General features: G+C 62.4%; 17 protein-coding genes and 2 tRNA genes. 7 read left to right on the forward strand and 12 right to left on the reverse strand.

All coding sequences use genetic code 11. From position 1 onward, the window contains the following. Nucleotide 1: 1 nt before the first annotated feature. Nucleotides 2–1,231 (reverse strand): deoxyguanosinetriphosphate triphosphohydrolase, encoded by a 1,230-nt coding sequence (locus tag FJW07_RS29515; RefSeq protein ID WP_140859682.1) that lies wholly within the window; start codon nucleotides 1,229–1,231, stop codon nucleotides 2–4. Between the two features lie 70 nt (nucleotides 1,232–1,301). On the opposite strand from FJW07_RS29515, the gene erpA reads away from it, so the two are divergent. The 4 genes from erpA (at nucleotide 1,302) to FJW07_RS29535 (ending at nucleotide 3,215) form a co-directional block, all read left to right on the forward strand. Next, nucleotides 1,302–1,649: an iron-sulfur cluster insertion protein ErpA gene (gene erpA / locus FJW07_RS29520; RefSeq protein WP_140859683.1), complete on the forward strand. Its 348-nt coding sequence runs from the start codon at nucleotides 1,302–1,304 to the stop codon at nucleotides 1,647–1,649. Between the two features lie 4 nt (nucleotides 1,650–1,653). Further along, complete coding sequence (locus FJW07_RS29525) at nucleotides 1,654–2,046, forward strand: VOC family protein (protein WP_140652521.1); 393 nt, start codon at nucleotides 1,654–1,656, stop codon at nucleotides 2,044–2,046. Between the two features lie 7 nt (nucleotides 2,047–2,053). Beyond that, nucleotides 2,054–2,848 carry an exodeoxyribonuclease III gene (gene xth, locus FJW07_RS29530; protein ID WP_140783912.1) on the forward strand — a complete coding sequence of 265 codons (795 nt, stop codon included), beginning with the start codon at nucleotides 2,054–2,056 and terminating at the stop codon, nucleotides 2,846–2,848. Between the two features lie 73 nt (nucleotides 2,849–2,921). Then, nucleotides 2,922–3,215 carry a hypothetical protein gene (locus FJW07_RS29535; RefSeq protein ID WP_140783913.1) on the forward strand — a complete coding sequence of 98 codons (294 nt, stop codon included), beginning with the start codon at nucleotides 2,922–2,924 and terminating at the stop codon, nucleotides 3,213–3,215. Nucleotides 3,216–3,538: 323 nt separating this feature from the next. On the opposite strand, the gene FJW07_RS29540 is transcribed toward FJW07_RS29535, so the two are convergent. The 9 genes from FJW07_RS29540 to FJW07_RS29580 form a co-directional block, all read right to left on the reverse strand. Next, nucleotides 3,539–4,378 (reverse strand): tetratricopeptide repeat protein, encoded by an 840-nt coding sequence (locus FJW07_RS29540; protein ID WP_140646696.1) that lies wholly within the window; start codon nucleotides 4,376–4,378, stop codon nucleotides 3,539–3,541. Next, nucleotides 4,365–6,089 carry a dihydroxy-acid dehydratase gene (ilvD, locus tag FJW07_RS29545; protein WP_140783959.1) on the reverse strand — a complete coding sequence of 575 codons (1,725 nt, stop codon included), beginning with the start codon at nucleotides 6,087–6,089 and terminating at the stop codon, nucleotides 4,365–4,367. The genes FJW07_RS29540 and ilvD overlap by 14 nt, the downstream gene beginning before the upstream one ends. A gap of 291 nt (nucleotides 6,090–6,380) precedes the next feature. Then, on the reverse strand, nucleotides 6,381–7,610 hold the full coding sequence (locus FJW07_RS29550; protein ID WP_140783914.1) for an OmpP1/FadL family transporter: 1,230 nt from the start codon (nucleotides 7,608–7,610) through the stop codon (nucleotides 6,381–6,383). Between the two features lie 362 nt (nucleotides 7,611–7,972). Further along, complete coding sequence (locus FJW07_RS29555; protein WP_140783915.1) at nucleotides 7,973–10,756, reverse strand: valine--tRNA ligase; 2,784 nt, start codon at nucleotides 10,754–10,756, stop codon at nucleotides 7,973–7,975. Between the two features lie 235 nt (nucleotides 10,757–10,991). Beyond that, nucleotides 10,992–11,789, reverse strand: coding sequence for a PopZ family protein (locus FJW07_RS29560; protein WP_140783916.1), 798 nt, complete (start codon nucleotides 11,787–11,789; stop codon nucleotides 10,992–10,994). 285 nt (nucleotides 11,790–12,074) lie between these two features. Then, the gene (locus FJW07_RS29565; protein WP_140646692.1) at nucleotides 12,075–13,457 is read right to left on the reverse strand and encodes a TolC family outer membrane protein; all 1,383 of its coding nucleotides are present in this window, start codon (nucleotides 13,455–13,457) and stop codon (nucleotides 12,075–12,077) included. Between the two features lie 186 nt (nucleotides 13,458–13,643). Further along, nucleotides 13,644–14,318: a protein-L-isoaspartate O-methyltransferase gene (locus FJW07_RS29570; RefSeq protein ID WP_140646691.1), complete on the reverse strand. Its 675-nt coding sequence runs from the start codon at nucleotides 14,316–14,318 to the stop codon at nucleotides 13,644–13,646. 93 nt (nucleotides 14,319–14,411) lie between these two features. Further along, nucleotides 14,412–14,485: transfer RNA gene (locus FJW07_RS29575), tRNA-Cys, on the reverse strand. A gap of 164 nt (nucleotides 14,486–14,649) precedes the next feature. Beyond that, on the reverse strand, nucleotides 14,650–14,910 hold the full coding sequence (locus FJW07_RS29580; RefSeq protein ID WP_140646690.1) for a hypothetical protein: 261 nt from the start codon (nucleotides 14,908–14,910) through the stop codon (nucleotides 14,650–14,652). 208 nt (nucleotides 14,911–15,118) lie between these two features. Between FJW07_RS29580 and FJW07_RS29585 the strand changes: the two genes are divergently transcribed. After that, nucleotides 15,119–15,193: transfer RNA gene (locus FJW07_RS29585), tRNA-Asn, on the forward strand. A gap of 381 nt (nucleotides 15,194–15,574) precedes the next feature. Here the strand turns inward: FJW07_RS29585 and FJW07_RS31840 are convergent. Beyond that, entirely contained in the window at nucleotides 15,575–15,727 is a 153-nt protein-coding gene (locus FJW07_RS31840; RefSeq protein ID WP_181182756.1) for a hypothetical protein, read from the reverse strand. A gap of 206 nt (nucleotides 15,728–15,933) precedes the next feature. Further along, nucleotides 15,934–16,065 (reverse strand): hypothetical protein, encoded by a 132-nt coding sequence (locus tag FJW07_RS32325; RefSeq protein WP_264295969.1) that lies wholly within the window; start codon nucleotides 16,063–16,065, stop codon nucleotides 15,934–15,936. A 711-nt stretch (nucleotides 16,066–16,776) separates the two neighbouring features. Between FJW07_RS32325 and FJW07_RS29595 the strand changes: the two genes are divergently transcribed. Further along, nucleotides 16,777–16,956: a hypothetical protein gene (locus tag FJW07_RS29595; protein ID WP_140648186.1), complete on the forward strand. Its 180-nt coding sequence runs from the start codon at nucleotides 16,777–16,779 to the stop codon at nucleotides 16,954–16,956. An 814-nt stretch (nucleotides 16,957–17,770) separates the two neighbouring features. After that, complete coding sequence (locus tag FJW07_RS29605; RefSeq protein WP_140652541.1) at nucleotides 17,771–17,965, forward strand: hypothetical protein; 195 nt, start codon at nucleotides 17,771–17,773, stop codon at nucleotides 17,963–17,965. Nucleotides 17,966–18,176: the final 211 nt, after the last annotated feature.

Consider the following 18,176-nt stretch of genomic DNA (forward strand, 5'->3'; position numbering starts at 1 on the left):
CCTAGCTCAAATCGGGCGTATGGTCAAACAGGCGCCGATGTTCCTTGAGCGCATAGGTGTCGGTCATGCCGGCCAGGAAGTCGGCGACGCTGCGCGCCTTGATGCGATCCTCGGCCCTGTCGAGCCCTTCGCGCCAGCCATCGGGCATGGCGCGTGGATCGGCGAAATAGACGTCGAACAGCTCGCGCACGATGCGCTCGGCCTCGGCCCGCACCCGCATCACTTCCGGGTGCCGGTAGAGATGCTTGTAGAGGAAAGCCTTCAATTCCTTTTCGGCCGCGGCCATCCCTGGCGAAAAGGTCACCAGGGTCTCGCCCGCCGCGCGCACCGCATCGGCGCTGTCCGGTTTGAGACGCTCGACGTTGGCAGCGGTCGATGTAATGACATCCTCGACCATCAGCGTGATCTGCCGGCGCAACAGTTCGTGGCCGGTGCGGACATCGTCGAGCTGAGGATATTTGGCGCGCACACCGTCCAGGATCGAGCCCGGCAGGCCGACGCCTTGCAGCATGTCCAGCGTCAGCAGTCCGGCGCGCAGGCCATCGTCGATGTCATGGGTGTTGTAGGCGATGTCGTCGGCGATCGCGGCGCACTGCGCCTCGATGCCGGCGAAGCGGTCGAGCTCGAGGTCGTGCAGTTCGGAATAGTCGCGGATCGCCTGCGGCACCGGACCTTTGAGCCCCTTCCCGCTCGCATCGGTCAACGGGCCGTTATGCTTGACCAGCCCTTCCAGCGTTTCCCAGGTGAGGTTCAGACCGTCGAACTCGGCATAGCGCCGCTCGAGCCGCGTGACCACGCGCAGCGACTGGGCGTTGTGGTCGAAGCCGCCCCAGGCGGCCATCTTCTCGTTGAGCGCGTCCTCTCCCGTATGGCCGAAGGGCGTGTGGCCGAAATCATGTACAAGGGCGACTGCTTCGGCGAGGTCCTCGTCGCCGCGCAGCGCCCGCGCCAGTGCTCGTGCGATCTGCGCCACCTCGATCGAATGCGTCAGCCGCGTGCGGAAGTGATCGCCCTCATGCGCCACGAACACCTGCGTCTTGTGCTTCAGTCGGCGGAATGCGGTGGAATGGATGATGCGGTCGCGGTCGCGCTGGAACGGCGTGCGGGTCGGACTCTCGGCCTCCTCGAACAGGCGTCCGCGCGAGCGCGCCGGATCGCTCGCATAGACCGCGCGCGGCCGATAGCCGAACCCGATGTCGCCGAGAGCATCCTTGCCCTGCCGCTCGTCCATTGATCCACCAGTTGACTTGGCCACGCCCGCTTCATACCTATCATGTGAAACCGAAAGCAAGGTGACGCCGATGGGCGCGGATGCCAAGACTGCCATGAAGGTCGAAATGACCGATGCCGCGGCCAAGCGGATCGCCAGGGTCGTTGCCGGCGAACCGGGCAAGACGGCTTTGCGCGTCTCCGTCGAAGGCGGCGGTTGCTCCGGCTTTTCCTACAAATTCGATCTCGTCGGCAGCCGCAACGATGACGATGTCGCCATCGAGAAGGATGGCGCGACGATCCTGATCGACGACCTGTCGCTGGTTTATATGGGCGGCTCGGTGATCGACTTCGTCGATGACCTGATGGGCCAGTCCTTCCAAATCAGGAACCCCAACGCTGTCGCCTCCTGCGGCTGCGGCACCAGCTTCTCCATATAGCCCAATGCCTGCCGTCGGCGCGGTCCGTCAGGTCGCGCTCTCGGCTGGCCGCGACCTCGATGCGACGCTTGCTTTCTGGCGCGACGTGCTTGGTCTGAACCTGCATGCCCGCTACGACCCGCCCGGTATTGCCTTCATTATGGCCGGTGATGTGCGTCTGCTCTTCACCGACGGCGTTCCGGGCGGCACCGTCTATTTCGACATCGCCGGCCTCGAAGCCTTCCACGCGGAGGCGAAAGCCGCGGGCATTCCCTTCACCGCGCCGCCGACGCTCGTCCACCGCGACACCGAGGGGCAGTTCGGTCCGGCGGGGGAAAGCGAATGGATGGCCTTTCTAAAGGACCCCGCAGGCAATACGATCGGCCTCGTCGAACGCCTGCCGTCCGAAGAGCATTGAGGTCCTCATGAAGATCGTCACCTGGAACATCAACGGCGTTCGCGCCCGCATCGGCAACCTCACCCACTGGCTGACCGAAAGCGCGCCGGACATCGTGTGCCTGCAGGAGATCAAGACGGTCGACGACCAGTTCCCGCGCGCCGAGATCGAGGCGCTGGGCTACAATGTCGAGACCAACGGCCAGAAGAGTTTTAATGGCGTCGCTCTCCTGTCGAAGCTTCCCTTCGACGAGGTGAATCGCGGCCTGCCTGGCGACGATGCGGATGATCATGCCCGCTTCATCGAAGGCGTTTTTTCCACCGACCAGGGCGCCTTGCGTGTCGCTTCGCTCTATCTGCCGAACGGCAACCCGATCGACGATGAGAGGAAGTTTTCCTACAAGCTGGCGTGGATGGCGCGGCTGGAGCGTTGGGCGCAGGAACGGCTGCGGCTCGAGGAGGCGCTGGTGCTGGCCGGCGACTACAACGTCATTCCCGAACCCGCCGATGCCCGGTTTCCCGAAAACTGGCTGGGTGACGCGCTGTTCCAGCCGCAGACGAGGCAAGCCTTCCGCCGGCTGAAGAATCTCGGTTTCACCGAAGCGGTGCGCACCGTGACCGACTCGGCCGGCGTCTACACCTTCTGGGACTATCAGGCCGGCGCCTGGCAGAAGAACAACGGCATCCGCATCGACCACCTGCTGCTGTCACCCGAAGCCGCCAACCGTTTTGCGTCGGCCTCGGTGGAAAAACATGTCCGCGCCTGGGAAAAACCGTCCGACCATGTGCCGGTCGCCATCGAGCTCAGCCTGCAGCCCGCCTGAGACGTTGCCAGGCTCCCGGACCCCAGTATCGCCACAAATCCAGTCTTTGATGCGGGCTTGCTGTGGGGGTTGAATGGCGATCCGATTTCTTTTTGGGCCGGTCGGGCTTGCCTTGGCGCTTGCCGCGCCGACGCCGTTGCTGGCGGCGCCAACCTGTCTTGCCAACGGCAAATCCTTCAACGTCGGCGAGACGGCGTGCCTGATGCTGGCCGGCGAGAGCTACCTCGCCCGTTGCGACATGGTTCTCAACAACACGTCCTGGACCAGGATTAAGGACGAATGTCCGGGCGAAGCGCCAAAGCCGCACCCGACGTCGCTTTCCACCCCGACGCCCGGCCAGACGCCGACGGAGCCGACCGAGAACTGAGGCTTCGTTGATCTCCCCACCATCCAGGTTACGCTATGCACACATCTTCTGTGACTGGCGCGACTGATCAGGCCGAGGCTTGATTGCCAGGTGGTTCCCCCAATCCGTCGCCGCTTCGCAGCGCCACCTTTCCCCCCTCCGGAGGGAAAGGAAGGGAGCGTTGCCGGACGGGCGTTGACGGCAAAAAAGCTTGGCGCCTTTCCTCTACCCCGTCGATCGGGGGAGAGGTGGCTCGGCGAAGCCGAGACGGAGTGGGGGTCGACCAGCGCTGCATTAGCCATTGCATGCGCCAAGCTGCCATGCACGCTATCGCCAACCTGCGCTTACTGGTCGCCGTTGTTGCCCTTGGTCAGGATATCGTCGGCGAGCGAGATCGCGGTCCGGCGATCGGCCTCGCCGGCCGCGGCGAACGCCTCTTCCTGCATGTTGCGGATCCAGGGCTGGTCGGCCGCCGGAGCCCGCTCGAGTGCGGCCGTCATCATCGCCAGGCCGCGCACCACCTTGCCGCTCTGGAACAGGAGGTTGCCGAGCGTCGCCTGCGCGCCGGCATGGCCCTTCTCGGCCGCGAGCTGCAGCCAGCGGCCGGCTTGCTTGACGCTGGCCTTCACGCCGCCCTCGCCCTTGAGGAACATCTGGCCGATCTCGAACTGGGCGTTCGGATTGCGGTAGTTGGCGGCGGCGCGCATGTAGTATTCCTGCGCCGCGACGTCGTTCTCCTCGACCGGCGTGCCGGGAATGCCCTTGCGCAGATAGTCGCCCAGCGCCACCAGCGCGTCCGACACATAGCTCTCTTCCGGCGAGCCGGGCTCGACATCCTGATCGACGATTTCCGAGAAGAACTTGAAGGCGGCGTAGTCGTCGCGCGTCACGCCGTCGCCTTCGGCATACATGCGCGCAAGCTTCCAGGTGGCGCCGATCTGGCCGTTCTCGGCGGCGTATTTATAGGCTTCGACCGCCTGTTCCTTATGGCCGCTCTTGTAGGCGGAGAAGCCGAACTGGAACACCGCCCAGGGGCTCGACTGCGGCTTCACGCCGGTCTTGTCGTCGAACACCTTGTCGTCGAAGGCCATGGCCTGCCCGACGGCGCCCAAGGTCGCGCCAAGACCGGCGATCACGACCAGTGCCGAAAAGACAGACGACCTCAACACCTCAGATGTCCGCATAGCAGTGCGTTTCTTCTGCGGCGCCCGGATGGGTCACCGCGCCGTCGCGGGCCGGCCCTACGGCCTGCGCATATTTCCAGATCGCGCCGGACTGATAGTCGGTCTTGCGCGCCTTCCAACTCTTTGCCCGGGCCGCCAGCTCGGTGTCCGACAGGGCCACTTCGATCGTGCCTTTCACGGCGTCGATCGAGATCACTTCGCCATCCTTGATCAGCCCGATCGGCCCGCCGACCGCCGCCTCCGGCCCGACATGGCCGATGCAGAAGCCGCGCGTGGCGCCGGAGAAGCGCCCGTCGGTGATCAGCGCCACCTTGCCGCCCATGCCCTGGCCGTAGAGCGCGGCCGTCGTCGACAGCATCTCGCGCATGCCCGGACCGCCGCGCGGCCCCTCATAGCGGATGACGAGAACCTCGCCTTCGCGGTAGTTGCGCTGCGTGACCGCTTCGAAGCACTCCTCTTCCGAATCGAAGCAACGCGCCGGACCGGAGAATTTCAGTTCCGACATGCCCGCGACCTTCACGATCGCACCTTCGGGGGCAAGGTTGCCCTTCAAGCCCACAACGCCGCCTGTCTTGGTGATTGGCCGATTGGCGGGACGCACAACATCCTGGCTCTCATTCCAGGAAACGTGCTCCATATTTTCGGCCAAAGTGCGGCCAGTGACCGTCATGCAGTCGCCATGCAGATAGCCATGGTCGAGCAGCGTCTTCATTAGGAGCGGAATGCCGCCGGCCTCGAACATGTCCTTGGCGACATATTTGCCGCCCGGCTTGAGGTCGGCGATGTAGGGCGTCTTCTCGAAGATCGCCGCCACGTCGAACAGGTCGAACTTGATGCCGGCCTCATGCGCGATCGCCGGCAGATGCAGCGCCGCATTGGTCGAGCCGCCGGTGGCCGACACCACGGTCGCCGCGTTCTCCAGCGCCTTGCGCGTGACGATGTCGCGCGGCCGGATGTTCTTGGCGATCAGCTCCATCACCTTTTCGCCCGAAGCGAAATTGAAGCGGTCGCGCATTTCGTAGGGCGCCGGCGCGCCGCAGGAATAGGGCAGCGCGAGGCCAATCGCTTCAGCAACGGTCGCCATGGTATTGGCGGTGAACTGGGCGCCGCAGGAACCGGCGGAAGGACAGGCCGCCTGCTCGATCTCGAGCAATTCGGCATCGCTGATCGTGCCGACCGAATGCTGGCCGACCGCCTCGAACACGTCCTGCACGGTGATCTGCCGGCCGCGATAGCTGCCGGGCAGGATCGAGCCGCCATAGATGAAGATCGAGGGCACGTTGAGGCGCACCATCGCCATCATCATGCCGGGCAGCGACTTGTCACAGCCGGCGAGCCCGACAAGGGCATCGTAGCAATGGCCGCGCATGGTGAGCTCGACCGAATCGGCGATCACCTCACGCGACACCAGCGACGACTTCATGCCCTGGTGGCCCATGGCGATGCCGTCGGTGACGGTGATGGTGCAGAACTCGCGCGGCGTGCCGTTGGCGGCCGCAACGCCCTTCTTGACCACTTGCGCCTGGCGCATCAGCGAGATGTTGCAGGGCGCCGCTTCGTTCCAGCAGCTGGCGACGCCGACCAAAGGCTGCGCGATCTCGGCCGCCGACAGGCCCATGGCATAGAGGTACGAACGATGCGGCGCGCGCGCCGGACCAACGGTCACGTGGCGGCTGGGCAGCTTGGCCTTGGAGATTGCCTTGGCGTCCATCATCGTCCTTGCCGCACACCCCGCGGCCGGTCCCCTCGCCGCGCCAACCTGGCACGCATCTCGGGACATATCTCGGGTGCTCCGGGTTTATGGCGGGAAATGGGCAGTTCCCTCGGCAAGTCTTTTAGCGCGGGGGTTGTTCATAAACTGTTGCCAAAACGTCACAATCATATTGGGTGCCGGTTGCGCGGCGAATCTGCAACAGCGGGCGGAAGGGCGAAGCCAAAGCATCAGCCTTGCAAATAAAAAGACCGGGCATTGCCCGGCCTTTTTTGTTGAATTTTCAGAAACTTAGAACTTGATCTTGATCCCGCCCGAAATTGCGGTGATCAGATCATTGCCGAAATCGTAGCTGGCGTCTGCACCAACAATCTTATCGTTTTCGCCAATCAATATGCCGGAATGACCGCTGGTCAACACACCGATCGCGCCAGCCAAACGAACCTCGATATTGGGTTGCGGTGTATAAGCGACTCCACCGCCAAGTGTCCAAGTATCAGTCTGGGCGCCATAGCCATGCGAAGTGCCACGATCCCAACTGAGCTGAGCGGCGGCGCTCCACTGATCGTTGAACTTATGGCCAATACCACCCGAAACAGTCCAGCCGTCACGATACATCAGGTCTAGCGATGTCGTCTCTCCCAGACCATTCGTCACGCAGAACTGGGAAGGAGTGCCCACTATACAGATCGGAACGCTTTGCAGCACACTCCAGTTCACCCATTTGATCGAACCGAAAGCTAGCCAGCCCGGCGCAACACCGGATTGCAATTTCAATTCCACAGAGTCCGGCATGTATTGTGTGCTGCCGTAGATCGGCGCAGAGCCAGTGGGTAAAACCGGTGCCGTGAGTGTACCGGAGATATTGTCGAGCTTGACTTGTGAATTATAGACCAAGCTGGCCCGAAGTGCGATCTCGGGGATTTCGTAGGCCACTCCGGTGCGCCAGCCCCAACCACTTGCGTCCAGATCGACGCGACCAACTGCGCCGCCTAGGGATATCAAGTTCTCCTTAAAGCCCGAGATATCCTGGTAGAACAAACCGCCGATAAAACGGAGTTGACCCTTACCGACATCAAACTTGTAGGAGCAGGTACCTGCGTAGTTATTGCTCTTGATATCGGTTTCTATATTGGAAAACGCCCCGCTCCACGTGCTACCTGGCGCGGTATGTGCGCCCCAAGGCTGCGAGTAATCGACCATGCAGTCGACGCCTTGGACAACTTGGGCTTTGACGCCGATGCGCGGCACCCAATAAGGCTCCGCGCCGTCGGCCGTGGTGCTGAAGCCGAGGGGACTAAGATCGGCCCCTCCCGGACCTTTCGCATTCTTGTACTTGCGATCCGGCATCACATAGGTCGCTTCAGCCTCAGTCGCGACCGGCGCCGGATCGAAAAGCAGGTCGATGTCGTAGCCGCCGCGCTCCAGGCCGCCGGCATGCGCGGGATGCATCACCGCGCCGATCAACGCGATCGAAAAGCAGCCTGCCCCCGCCAGAGCTTTGAGCCGCAAGATGTTCATGGAAATCCCTCCCCGAAATACAAGTGGCTCAAGCTAGAACCAATTCGGGTTAACGACGCAACAACGATTTCAAGAGCTGTACATGTACATCTTGACAGCACGTATTTTCGCCATGGTGGCTGGCACCGCAATCGGCGCCTGAATCGCGCCAACCGGGGTCGAACGGTCGAAAAAATCCGAAGAAACTACCCAAAACAGGGCAAAAACAGCCGATTTTAGCGCTCGCGGGCCGCATTGTTACATTATGGCAACAATGGGGCGCAAACTTTCCGTTTACGTCAAAATTAACGTAGCGGCACGCCCATTTTCGAGGCAGCAAACGTACCGGAAAGCGCCTTTGGAGCGAGGCCGAATCTTGCCGCTCAGCCAGCGTTGCGGACCCTGGTCAAAGCCACCGAAAGCTTCTCCTGCGCCTCGCGATATTCGGCGAGTTTCTCACGCTCGGCTTCGACCACCTCTTCCGGCGCATTGGCGACGAACTTTTCGTTCGACAGCTTCTTGTGCAGGCGAGCGATCTCCTCGGTCACCTTGGCCAGTTCCTTCTGCAGCCGCGCGGCCTCGGCCTGGAGGTCGATCAGGCTGCCGAGCGGCAGGCTCACCGTCGCCTCGTTGAGCACGATCTGGGCCGAGCCCTTCGGCGGTGCATCGGCGAGCGCGATATCGCCGATGCGCGCCAGCCGCTTGATCGCCTGGGCGTGACGCTCCAGCCGCTCTTGCGTCAGCGTGTTGGCGCCGATCACCATCAGCGGCGCGATCGCCGCCGGCGGCACATTCATTTCCGAACGCACCGAGCGGATGCCCGAAACGAGGTCGACCAGCCAGTTGATGTCGGCGGCGGCCTCTTCGTCCCCGAAGTCGGGCGACGGCCAGGCGGCGTGGCAAAGCAGCGACGAGCGCTGCTTGCCCTCGCCAGCGGTCTGCGCCCACAGTTCCTCGGTCATGAACGGCATCATCGGATGCAGGAGCTTGTAGATCTCGTCCAGCACGAAGGCGACGCAGGCCCGGCTCTCGGCCTTGGCGGCCTCGTCCGTGCCCATGAACACCGGCTTCAACAGTTCCAGGTACCAGTCGCAGAACAGGTTCCAGACGAACCGATAGGCCGCGCCCGCCGCTTCGTTGAACCGGTAGCTGGTGATGCCTTCGGTGACAGCGCGCGCCGCCCGCGTCAGCTCGGTCAGGATCCAGCGGTTGACCGGCAGCTTGGCGTCGTTCAGCCAGAACTCGTCGTCGCGCGCGACCTCGTTCATCTCGGCGAAGCGCGTCGCGTTCCACAGCTTGGTGCCGAAATTGCGGTAGCCGGCGATGCGGGCCGGATCGAGCTTCACGTCGCGCCCTTGCGCCGCCATGACGGTCAGCGTGAAGCGCAGCGCGTCGGCGCCATATTCGTCGATCAGGTCGAGCGGATCGATGACGTTGCCTTTCGACTTCGACATCTTCTGCCCGTTCTTGTCGCGCACCAGCGCATGCACATAGACGGTGTGGAACGGCTCCTCGTCCATGAAGTGCAGGCCCATCATCATCATGCGGGCGACCCAGAAGAAGATGATGTCGAAGCCGGTCACCAGCACGTCGGTCTGGTAATAGGTCTTGAGCTCCGGCGTCTGATCGGGCCAGCCGAGCGTCGAGAACGGCCACAGCGCCGACGAGAACCAAGTGTCGAGCACGTCCTCGTCGCGGGTCAGGATCTCGCCCGGCTGGAAGTTTTCCAGCTTGTCCTCGACCCAGGCCTTCCACGGCCCTTCCAGCGCAAGGTAATATTCGATCGCCGCGGCTAAAGCCTCTTCCTCGGTCTTTTCGACAAAGACATGCCCGTCCGGCCCGTACCAGGCCGGGATCTGGTGCCCCCACCAGAGCTGGCGCGAGATGCACCAGGGCTGGATGTTCTCCATCCAGTCGAAATAGGTCTTCTCCCAGTTCTTCGGCACGAAATTGGTGCGGCCTTCGCGCACCGAGGCAATCGCCGGCTTGGCGAGCTCGGCGGCGTTGACGTACCATTGGTCGGTCAGGAATGGCTCGATCGGCACGCCGCCGCGGTCGCCATGCGGAACGGCATGGCGATGCGGCTCGACCTTTTCCAGAAAGCCGCCGGCCTCCATCAGTTCGACGATCTTCTTGCGCGCCGCGAAGCGGTCGAGCCCGTCCAGCTCGTCCCACACGGCCTGGCGCTCCGGCGTGACCTCGAGACCGGCGAGGAAATCCTCATTGTCCTTGAGCTTGAGGTCCGCTTCGACCGTCAGGATGTTGATCGCCGGCAGCTTGTGACGCTTGCCGACCTCGAAGTCGTTGAAGTCATGCGCCGGCGTGATCTTGACCGCGCCGGAGCCTTTCTCCGGATCGGAATACTCGTCCGCGACGATCGGAATCTTGCGGTCGACGATCGGCAGCACGACGTTGCGACCGACCAGATCGGTGAAGCGCCCGTCGTCCGGATGCACGGCCACGGCGGTGTCGCCGAGCATCGTCTCGGGACGCGTCGTCGCCACCGTGATGAACGTCTTCGGGTTCTCAGGGTCGAACGCCTCGCCTTCGATCGGGTAGCGGAAGTGCCAGAGATTGCCGTTGACCTCATGCTGCTCGACCTCGAGGTCGGAAATGGCGGTAAGCAGCTTCGGGTCCCAGTTCACAAGGCGCTTGTCCTTGTAGATGAGGCCTTCCTTGTAGAGCGTGACGAAGACTTCCAGCACCGCCTTGGACAGGCCTTCATCCATAGTGAAGCGTTCGCGCGACCAGTCGGCCGAGGCGCCGAGCCGCTTCAGCTGGTTGAAGATCGCGCCGCCCGATTCGGCCTTCCACTCCCAGACTTTCTCGATGAACTCCTCACGCGTCAGATCGCGGCGGTGGATCTGCTTTTCCATGAGCTGGCGCTCGACCACCATCTGCGTGGCGATGCCGGCATGATCCATGCCGGGCTGCCAAAGCACGTTCTTGCCGCGCATGCGCTCGAAGCGCACGAGAATGTCCTGCAGCGTGTTGTTGAGCGCATGGCCCATATGCAGCGAGCCGGTGACGTTCGGCGGCGGGATGACGATGGTGAAGGCTTCGGCCCCCTCTTCCGCGCCGGCGCCTGCCCGGAAGGCATCCGCCTCTTCCCAGATTTTGGCGATCTTCGGCTCGACGGCTTTGGCGTCGTAGGTCTTATCAAGCATGGAGGAGGTCCGAACTGTCGGGAACAAGCGTCCGGTGTAAATCGGAAGGTCTTGGCCGAGTCAACCGCGAGAACTGCGATCGCTCTTACAGATAGGCATGCCGCGACCGGCGACAATCCCGGCCGGTGCCGCAATGGCGGCTCGCCTGATGCATGTCGACTGCAAGGGCGCAGCGGGTCCCAAAGCAAAAGCGCCGCCCGAAGGCGGCGCTTTTCAGCGTGCATGTTGCGGCAGCTTACTGCGCCCCGCGCGCCACGCGCTCGATCTCCTCGCGCACCAGCCTTTCGACCAGCGTCGGCAGGTTGTTGTCGAGCCAATCCTGCAGCATCGGCCGCAGCATCTCCTCGGCCATCTCGTCGAAACTCTTCTTGCCGCGGCTGGCAAAAGCATCGGAAAGCTCGCCGAAAGCCGCGGCAACCTGCCGGCCCGTATGCTCGGAAAGGATCGCGGGCCGGGCCGGCTGTGTCTCCGGTTCGGATGCCCGGGGAGCGCTGGCATGCGCGGCAGCTTCAAACGCCGGCTCTTGCTTCTCGATCTCGACCCTCGGCGCGGCTTCCGGGACCCGGACGGCCGGTCTCGCGGTAACCGTGCTGCCGCCGACCGCCGCTATTTCGCGCCGCCAATCGGCGACTATGGTCTCGGCCGACTGCGTCGCATTTGCCGCGGCCGGCCTGCTCGTGGCCGCTTGCGCGCTCGGCTCGGCGCCCTCGGGATCGACCGCGGCCAGAGCCGCCTTGACCGGCTCTCGACGAGCCTCGGCGCGTGCGACCGCCGGATCGGCCGCGGCCAGCTGGGCCTGGACCTCCGCCAGCGTCGCTGGCTTGCGCGGGCCGGCGTCGGCATGCAATTCGGAACGAAAGGCGTCGACCTCGACCGTGGGTACGCTAACCGCGGCCGGCTCCAGATCCTGGCGCAGTTCACCAGCCTCGGCCGGCTGCTTGCGCCCGGTGTCGCTGTCTTCGATGATCCTTCGGATGGAAGCCAGTATCTCTTCCATGGAAGGTTCGCGCTGCGCGCTGCTTGCCGTCGCCATCGTCACATCCGCCGCCCCAGTGACCTGCCCAAGAACTCGACCCTGTCCAAGAACTGACCCGTTCAAGAACTTGACCCATTCAGGAATTCCGTTCCTGCCCGGGTCGGAATTCGAATCAATGGCGACAGCGTAACCGACCTATCGTCATCCGAGAATCCCCAATCTGGGGACGCGTTGGATTTCAACAGATTAGGCGGTTCGCGGCCCGACGAGCCCGTGCCATCGACAAAGAAAAACGCCGCGCGTCCATCGGACACGCGGCGCTTGCTGGAAGCATACCGGAAATCAGCGTCCGTCGGGCGTGCGCAGTCCGAACCACTTGTCCTTGACGGCGTTGTAATGCTCTTCGGGCCTGTATTTGGTGACCGCCAGCCCAAGACGATCGACCGACAGCCGGCCCATCGCCGACAGGATGGCATAGCTCGCCACGACCACGTCGCGTTCGGAGCTGGCCTGGTTGATCTTGGCGGTGATGACCGCGTTCTGCGCGTTCAACACATCCAGCGTCGTGCGCTGGCCGACATTGCGCTCTTCGATGACGCCGTTGAGCGCCAGTTGCGCGGCATCGATCACCTGCCTGTTGGCATCCACGCTTTGGCGCGCGGCGACATATTGCGTCCAGGCCGAGACCACGGCCTGGCGCACCTGGTCGCGGCTGACATCGACCTGGATGCGCGCCTCGCCCAGTGATTCCTTGCTCTGCCGCACCAGCGCCGAGGTCCGGCCACCCGAATAGATCGGAATGGTGAGCGAAGCGCCGATATTGGCCGATGTCGAACTACCGTTGGGGCTGCTGATGGAACTGGGAACGGTGTGGCTGTAGTCGTCCGAAACGCCGGCCGAGGCCGTCACCTGCGGCAGCAGCGCGCCTTCCGACGACTTCACCGAAAAGGCGGCGGCATCGACGAGATGCTGTGTGGCCAGAATGGCGGGATGTTCGGCGGAAGCGATGGCCAAGGCCGAATCGACGCCACCCGGCAGCAGCTTGCCAAGCGGCGAGGCTGCCTTGAGCTTGCCAGGCTCGTCGCCGACGATCTGGTGGTAGGTTGCGGCGCTTGCCAGCGCCGTCGCGCGGGCGGCGCTCAACTGCGCCACGGCCGTCGCGCGGGAGGCATCGGCCTGGGCGACGTCGGTGCGGGTGCCCTCGCCGACCTCGAAGCGCGAGCGGGCGGCGCGCGCCTGCTCGGTCAGGAACTGCAGGTTCTGCTCGGTCAGCACCGCGATCTGACGGTCGCGAATCACGTCCATATAGGCGCTGGCCGCGTTGAACAGGATGTTCTCTTCCGTGTTGCGCAGGCTTTCGACCGAAGCCTTTACTTGCGATTCGGCGGCGGCGACATTGTTCTTGGTCTGAAACCCGTCGAACAGCGTCTGGTTGATCTGCACGCCGAAGCTGCCCGTCGTTATTCTCCTGCTGGTGCCAAAGCCATGTATATTGGTGTAGTCGATGTTGGCCGAACCGGTGACGGTCGGACGCCAGCCCGACTTGGCAATGGCTACGCCCTCGTCAGTGACGCGCACGCCAGCGCGGGCAGCATTCAACTGGGAGTTATACTGGTAGGCTTTGGCGAGCGCGCCCGTAATGGTTTCAGCGGAGGCGGCCAACGGCGAAAGCGCGGTGGCCGAAACAAGGATAGCTACTAAAACACTCTTGCGTAGAGGCGGCACGTTATTTCCCTCATTCGTTTTGCATGGGAACCACGCCACGTCAGCCTACCCATACGGATCGGCCGGCGCCGCGTTGTTTATCGTTCCCCCGCTGTCGGCCTCCCGAAAACACCCGGTTAACCAAATCAGCAACGATTGTCAGGCGCAAGCGATCATGACAGCGCATTCGCTGCAAGGCAAAAACGCTCAGAATTCAAACGCGTGAGCACGTTCGAAGCCCGGTAGTGGCTTAATTGCCGCATTAAAGGCCCTTCTTCCGGTTACAACCCCTCCTGCCTTGAAAAACAGACGGGCCACGCCAGAGTTGCCCCGCCCTTCGACCACAACCAGGCGGCCTTCTTCCGCAAGCTGGTCGAGCAATGCCGGCGGCACTTCCTCGACGCTGCCGCCGATGAAAATGGCGTTGTAGGGCCCCTTGGCGGCCTGCCCCTGCGGCAGCGGCCCGGTGACCACCGTGACGTTCTGGCAGCCAAGACTGGAAAGCGTGGATTTGGCGGCCTCCGCCAGCGCGGGATCGCTCTCGAGCGCGACGACCGAGCGCGCGAGCCTGGACAGCAATGCGGCGGAATAGCCGGTGCCGCAACCGACATCGAGCACCGAATCACTCGCGTCGATTTCAGCCAGCTGCAAAAGCTTGGCGAGCGGCGACGGCTCCATCAGGTAGCGTGCGCCGCCGCCATTCGCGCCATCGGAAATGCGGATGTCTTCGTCGATATAGGCCAGATCCCGCTGTCCGGCGCCGACAAAGGCCTCGCGCGGGACGGTCAGCATCGCCTCGATGAGCGGCGCGCTGGTGACATCGGTGGTGCGGACCTGGCCGTCGACCATCTTCACGCGGCGTTCGGAGAAATCAGCGTTCATGTCCCAACAATCCGCTCCCCGCGCCAGGCGCGCGGCCAAAACTTCGACTGGAACCCCTGCTCCGGCGCGGTTGCGCTGGAGCCCGCAAGCATCTGGAGGCCTCGCCCGGAATCGAACCGGGGTGCAAGGATTTGCAGTCCTCTGCGTAACCACTCCGCCACGAGGCCTCGCAATGCTCCCGGCGTTCCGAGCGAACTCATTATGTTGGCGCTCAAAGGTCGTCAAGCGCTCGCGCGTCATTCCCGACGCTTTCGTATCGAGCAGCCAAAGTGGTGATTACCAATCGGTTGTCATGGGTCCAGCATCGCCGCGGCGGAGCCGCCGCAGGCGCTCAGTCGGGCCGGCGCCGGCGTTCCCACCAGACGACGAAACGCCGCCGGTGGCGCCGGATCATGGCGAATTCGTAGGACAGCACCAGGAGACCGAGCGGAACCATCCAGAAGCCGAGAATCGGCAGAAAGCCCAGAATCCCGCCAAGGGTGAGCAGCATGCCGATCGCGATTCGCCAGCCGCGCGAGCGCGGCATGGTGAACTCGCGGCCGAAAACCGAAATCTTCCGCGCCGGGGCACTGTCGTCGTCAGCTGCCGTCATTCAAAATCAAATCCCATCTGCCGCCAATGCCATGTCAAAGGCCAACCGGCCGCTTTGTTCCGTGCCGGTGTGAAGCCCTTCATATGTGGGCATGTTGAACGATGGCACAAATAGCCGCATTAAAAACTGGAGAAAAATTGCGAATTGCTGCTTTGCAAAGCCGAAAGGTGTTTGCTATAGGCTGCGCCACTCACGTCAGAGCCTCCGTTCCCCGGTAGCTCAGTGGTAGAGCAACCGGCTGTTAACCGGTTGGTCGCTGGTTCGAATCCGGCCCGGGGAGCCAAAATTTCCAAGGGATACAGAGTTTTCAGGATTGGCCGAAAAATGGCTGATCTACAGCATATCTACACAACTCGACTCCGCTAGGCGCCGATCTACGCGAAGGAGAGAAATTCCGATGGACCACGTTTTTGACGAGCTGATCAACCTGCAGAGAACTCTGCCGAGAGGCAATTGGCGCGCCGCCGCGATATCCTGCGCGCTCCGCTTGGCCGGAAACTTGACAACCGGCATCGCGATCGGCGTCGGGATTTCGGTCGGTCTAGCCCTGGGCTGACGAAGCAAATAGATTTCAGCCCTCGCTCCTTTGTCTGCCTTGATCGCTGCGTGGCAGCCCTTCAGCTTCTGAGATGCGCCGCTTTTTGCGTGAGCCCGGCGAATGTAGTCAAACACGTGCCGTGTCGCCCTCGCCAACGAAGATGAAGGGTTCGTGCTTCGTGTGAACCGTCACGGTCTTATAACGCTTATCAAGCGGCGGACCGGGGTCGTCGCGAAGCGTGACATTATCCCGCAAAAGAACCTTCATTTCGTTGGGCATCGCTGACACGCTCCTTGCCTGGCGGTGAAAACCCACGCTGAAAGCCTGATCAAACGGTGCGGACAATTGAGGCGATACCGCGCTCCAAAATCTTCGGCCCAATCTTGGAAAAGAAGTGTCCCGACTGCGCTGAGATTGTGAAGGCAGATGCGCGAATATGCCGGTTCTGCCGGCACGAGTTTAAGAAGCAGGTGCGCTACCGGCAGTCAGACCAGCCCCGTCATACGGATGAGCCGAAAAACCCCATGGCCGATCGCGAGCACGAATTCACCATCATTGGCGGCTAAATCCCAGCCGAAGAATGCAGCCCAACAAAAGAGCACCAGGGTGAATCGCATTAGAGAATTCTAATACACGGTGGTGGTTGACCAAACGTTTACCCGCGTCGATGAGGGGCAAAGTGACGGTCAATCTCGGCGTGCCGGTCACTGTGAACGCCGATAAGGTCAGACTGGTGACCGCCTACGTTCCGCCAAAGAGAAAGACGCCACGGGTCGACAAGCCGACATGATCCAGAGACGATGGGTAGTGTCTCAGTTTGAAATTTGCCCTCCCGCACATCCCGTTTGATGACATAGGCGCTTGCCCGCCAGGCCGCACGCCCCCACACCCCGTCCTATTTTGAGGCGGCTCAGTTCATGACACCCGATCTCGGGGCAGCTCGAGCGCGGCAGCGGCAAGCAGTCTGAGTTCCTCTCTTGTCAGGGCTATCTCGTAGTGCTGCTTGGATTTCTTTGTGTAGATGTCATCAGCAGTCACAGAGATTATAATAACGCCTTCCTCTTCCACCTGCACACTATCGATCGGTAGTGGCCCCGAAAATATGCATTTCGACGCGCCAGCCCTTCGGCTCGGCCGAGTATGTATCCGCATCTCGTCATCCCTTTCCGCTCTCGAAAGGGTCCAATGCAGGAAAGATGCCAGATCGTGGCTATTTCAACCTTGGGCCTCAACACCGTCCACGCCTTCGCGGGCTGAATATTAGCAACTGCTTGTATTTGTCCTGCCGCAGGCAGATAATGCCATTCGGGACTTTGAGGGAGGTTCCGATGCGCTGGCCCCTTATAGTGATCGCGTTCATCACTGGCTTCATCCTCTGGGACCGCTTCGAAAACGACGGCACCTATACCGCCGACGTCGAGCGAAGTTTCCGTGAGGCATCCTTGGATATGCCGGGCGGGTGGAGGCCACCTACCATCACCATCAATCGCGATTTGCTAAAGCGATAGCCGAGGGGCCATCGTCTCGCTCCGGCCCCTTTTCATCACAGGAATGAAGCCGCAGCCACCCGCTTTAGATTGCTGCCAGCGCGGGTGTGTATCATTTTAATACAATCCTCAATTTGTAGACTCCTGCGATTTATTGGCGGCCATTGGCCTCGATCCGCTTTATGGAGGGAAAGCCCCCGCGGGAGGAATACCAATGACCATCCAAAAGGAAGACTATCGAACCAACAGAGCCGACTATGCCATCGCATCGATGCAAGGCCAATCGGCCGCTTTTGATGCTCGCCATGAGAGACGGGAAAGCAAGAAATCCCTGTGGCTGAGAGATCGGCGGCTCGCCAGATTGGCCGAAAATCCGTGTGAAACCGTGCCAGGATCAAGAGCCAGACGGCGCGGGAATTAGCGCGCTGGCTGTCGTTAGCCGGTGCCGTGTCTCGCCCCCGAGACCCATCGGCTAGGCCCGGCGTTTGCTGGCAGCTGCCAGCCTGCCGGGCCGCTCCTGCTGTCCTTTGCTCATCGCGCCAGATCACCCGCTTCTCCCGCCGGATTTCGACAAGCCGCCGAAAGCGGATCGTATGGGCCTGCTCGCCGGTCGCGTGAAATAGCTGCGCGCTCATTCACTCTCGGCTGCCGCACTTCTGACAGCGGCTAAAACTGGGGAAAATGGCAGCTCAGGGTTTTTATGCGCAGCCGCTAATATTACGCTACGACTCAGCCGGCCTCCAGCCCTTGGCCGGTTAGGCCCGGCGGCCCGTCCGCTTCCTACCCCAACAGGCTGTCGGGCTGCTTCGTCGGAAAGATGCATCAGATACTCACAATGAAGGAAGTGACGCATATTCCGGGGCGCGCAATCATTAACATCCTCCGGGCGCTGAACTACGGCTCGCCTGAGCCCGCGTTCAGCGGAAAAGAGCAGGGTCCGCACCTGCGTAGCGTTTTGGTGCGGACCTTTTCCACGCCAGCCATTTCTCTCAGCGGTGACCCGGCTAATCTTCGCGGAATCCCGCAGTGAGGCGTGGCGCAGCATCTCCTCGCCCTTCCTTGGCGAGCCACTTGGGTGGCGGCGCGCCGGTCTTGCCCTGCACCCTGTTCCCAAAGCCGCTCTCGAATCGCCAAGTCATCTGGCATGTGCAGCCGGGGCATAAGCCCACTGGAGATCGATAGCTAAAGAAAGACCCGCCGACCGAAGCCGGCGGGCCATCTCCCTCATGCTTGCGCCCCTA

It is taken from the genome of Mesorhizobium sp. B3-1-9 (genome assembly GCF_006439595.1).
Lineage (GTDB): Bacteria > Pseudomonadota > Alphaproteobacteria > Rhizobiales > Rhizobiaceae > Mesorhizobium.

Coding starts and splice junctions, on each gene's coding strand:
- FJW07_RS29515 (WP_140859682.1), bottom strand. CDS start 1,231: ATGGACGAGCGGCAGGGCAAGGATGCTCTCGGCGACATCGGGTTCGGC.
- erpA (WP_140859683.1), top strand. CDS start 1,302: ATGGGCGCGGATGCCAAGACTGCCATGAAGGTCGAAATGACCGATGCC.
- FJW07_RS29525 (WP_140652521.1), top strand. CDS start 1,654: ATGCCTGCCGTCGGCGCGGTCCGTCAGGTCGCGCTCTCGGCTGGCCGC.
- xth (WP_140783912.1), top strand. CDS start 2,054: ATGAAGATCGTCACCTGGAACATCAACGGCGTTCGCGCCCGCATCGGC.
- FJW07_RS29535 (WP_140783913.1), top strand. CDS start 2,922: ATGGCGATCCGATTTCTTTTTGGGCCGGTCGGGCTTGCCTTGGCGCTT.
- FJW07_RS29540 (WP_140646696.1), bottom strand. CDS start 4,378: ATGCGGACATCTGAGGTGTTGAGGTCGTCTGTCTTTTCGGCACTGGTC.
- ilvD (WP_140783959.1), bottom strand. CDS start 6,089: ATGGACGCCAAGGCAATCTCCAAGGCCAAGCTGCCCAGCCGCCACGTG.
- FJW07_RS29550 (WP_140783914.1), bottom strand. CDS start 7,610: ATGAACATCTTGCGGCTCAAAGCTCTGGCGGGGGCAGGCTGCTTTTCG.
- FJW07_RS29555 (WP_140783915.1), bottom strand. CDS start 10,756: ATGCTTGATAAGACCTACGACGCCAAAGCCGTCGAGCCGAAGATCGCC.
- FJW07_RS29560 (WP_140783916.1), bottom strand. CDS start 11,789: ATGGCGACGGCAAGCAGCGCGCAGCGCGAACCTTCCATGGAAGAGATA.
- FJW07_RS29570 (WP_140646691.1), bottom strand. CDS start 14,318: ATGAACGCTGATTTCTCCGAACGCCGCGTGAAGATGGTCGACGGCCAG.
- FJW07_RS29580 (WP_140646690.1), bottom strand. CDS start 14,910: ATGACGGCAGCTGACGACGACAGTGCCCCGGCGCGGAAGATTTCGGTT.
- FJW07_RS31840 (WP_181182756.1), bottom strand. CDS start 15,727: ATGCCCAACGAAATGAAGGTTCTTTTGCGGGATAATGTCACGCTTCGC.
- FJW07_RS32325 (WP_264295969.1), bottom strand. CDS start 16,065: ATGCGATTCACCCTGGTGCTCTTTTGTTGGGCTGCATTCTTCGGCTGG.
- FJW07_RS29595 (WP_140648186.1), top strand. CDS start 16,777: ATGCGCTGGCCCCTTATAGTGATCGCGTTCATCACTGGCTTCATCCTC.
- FJW07_RS29605 (WP_140652541.1), top strand. CDS start 17,771: ATGAAGGAAGTGACGCATATTCCGGGGCGCGCAATCATTAACATCCTC.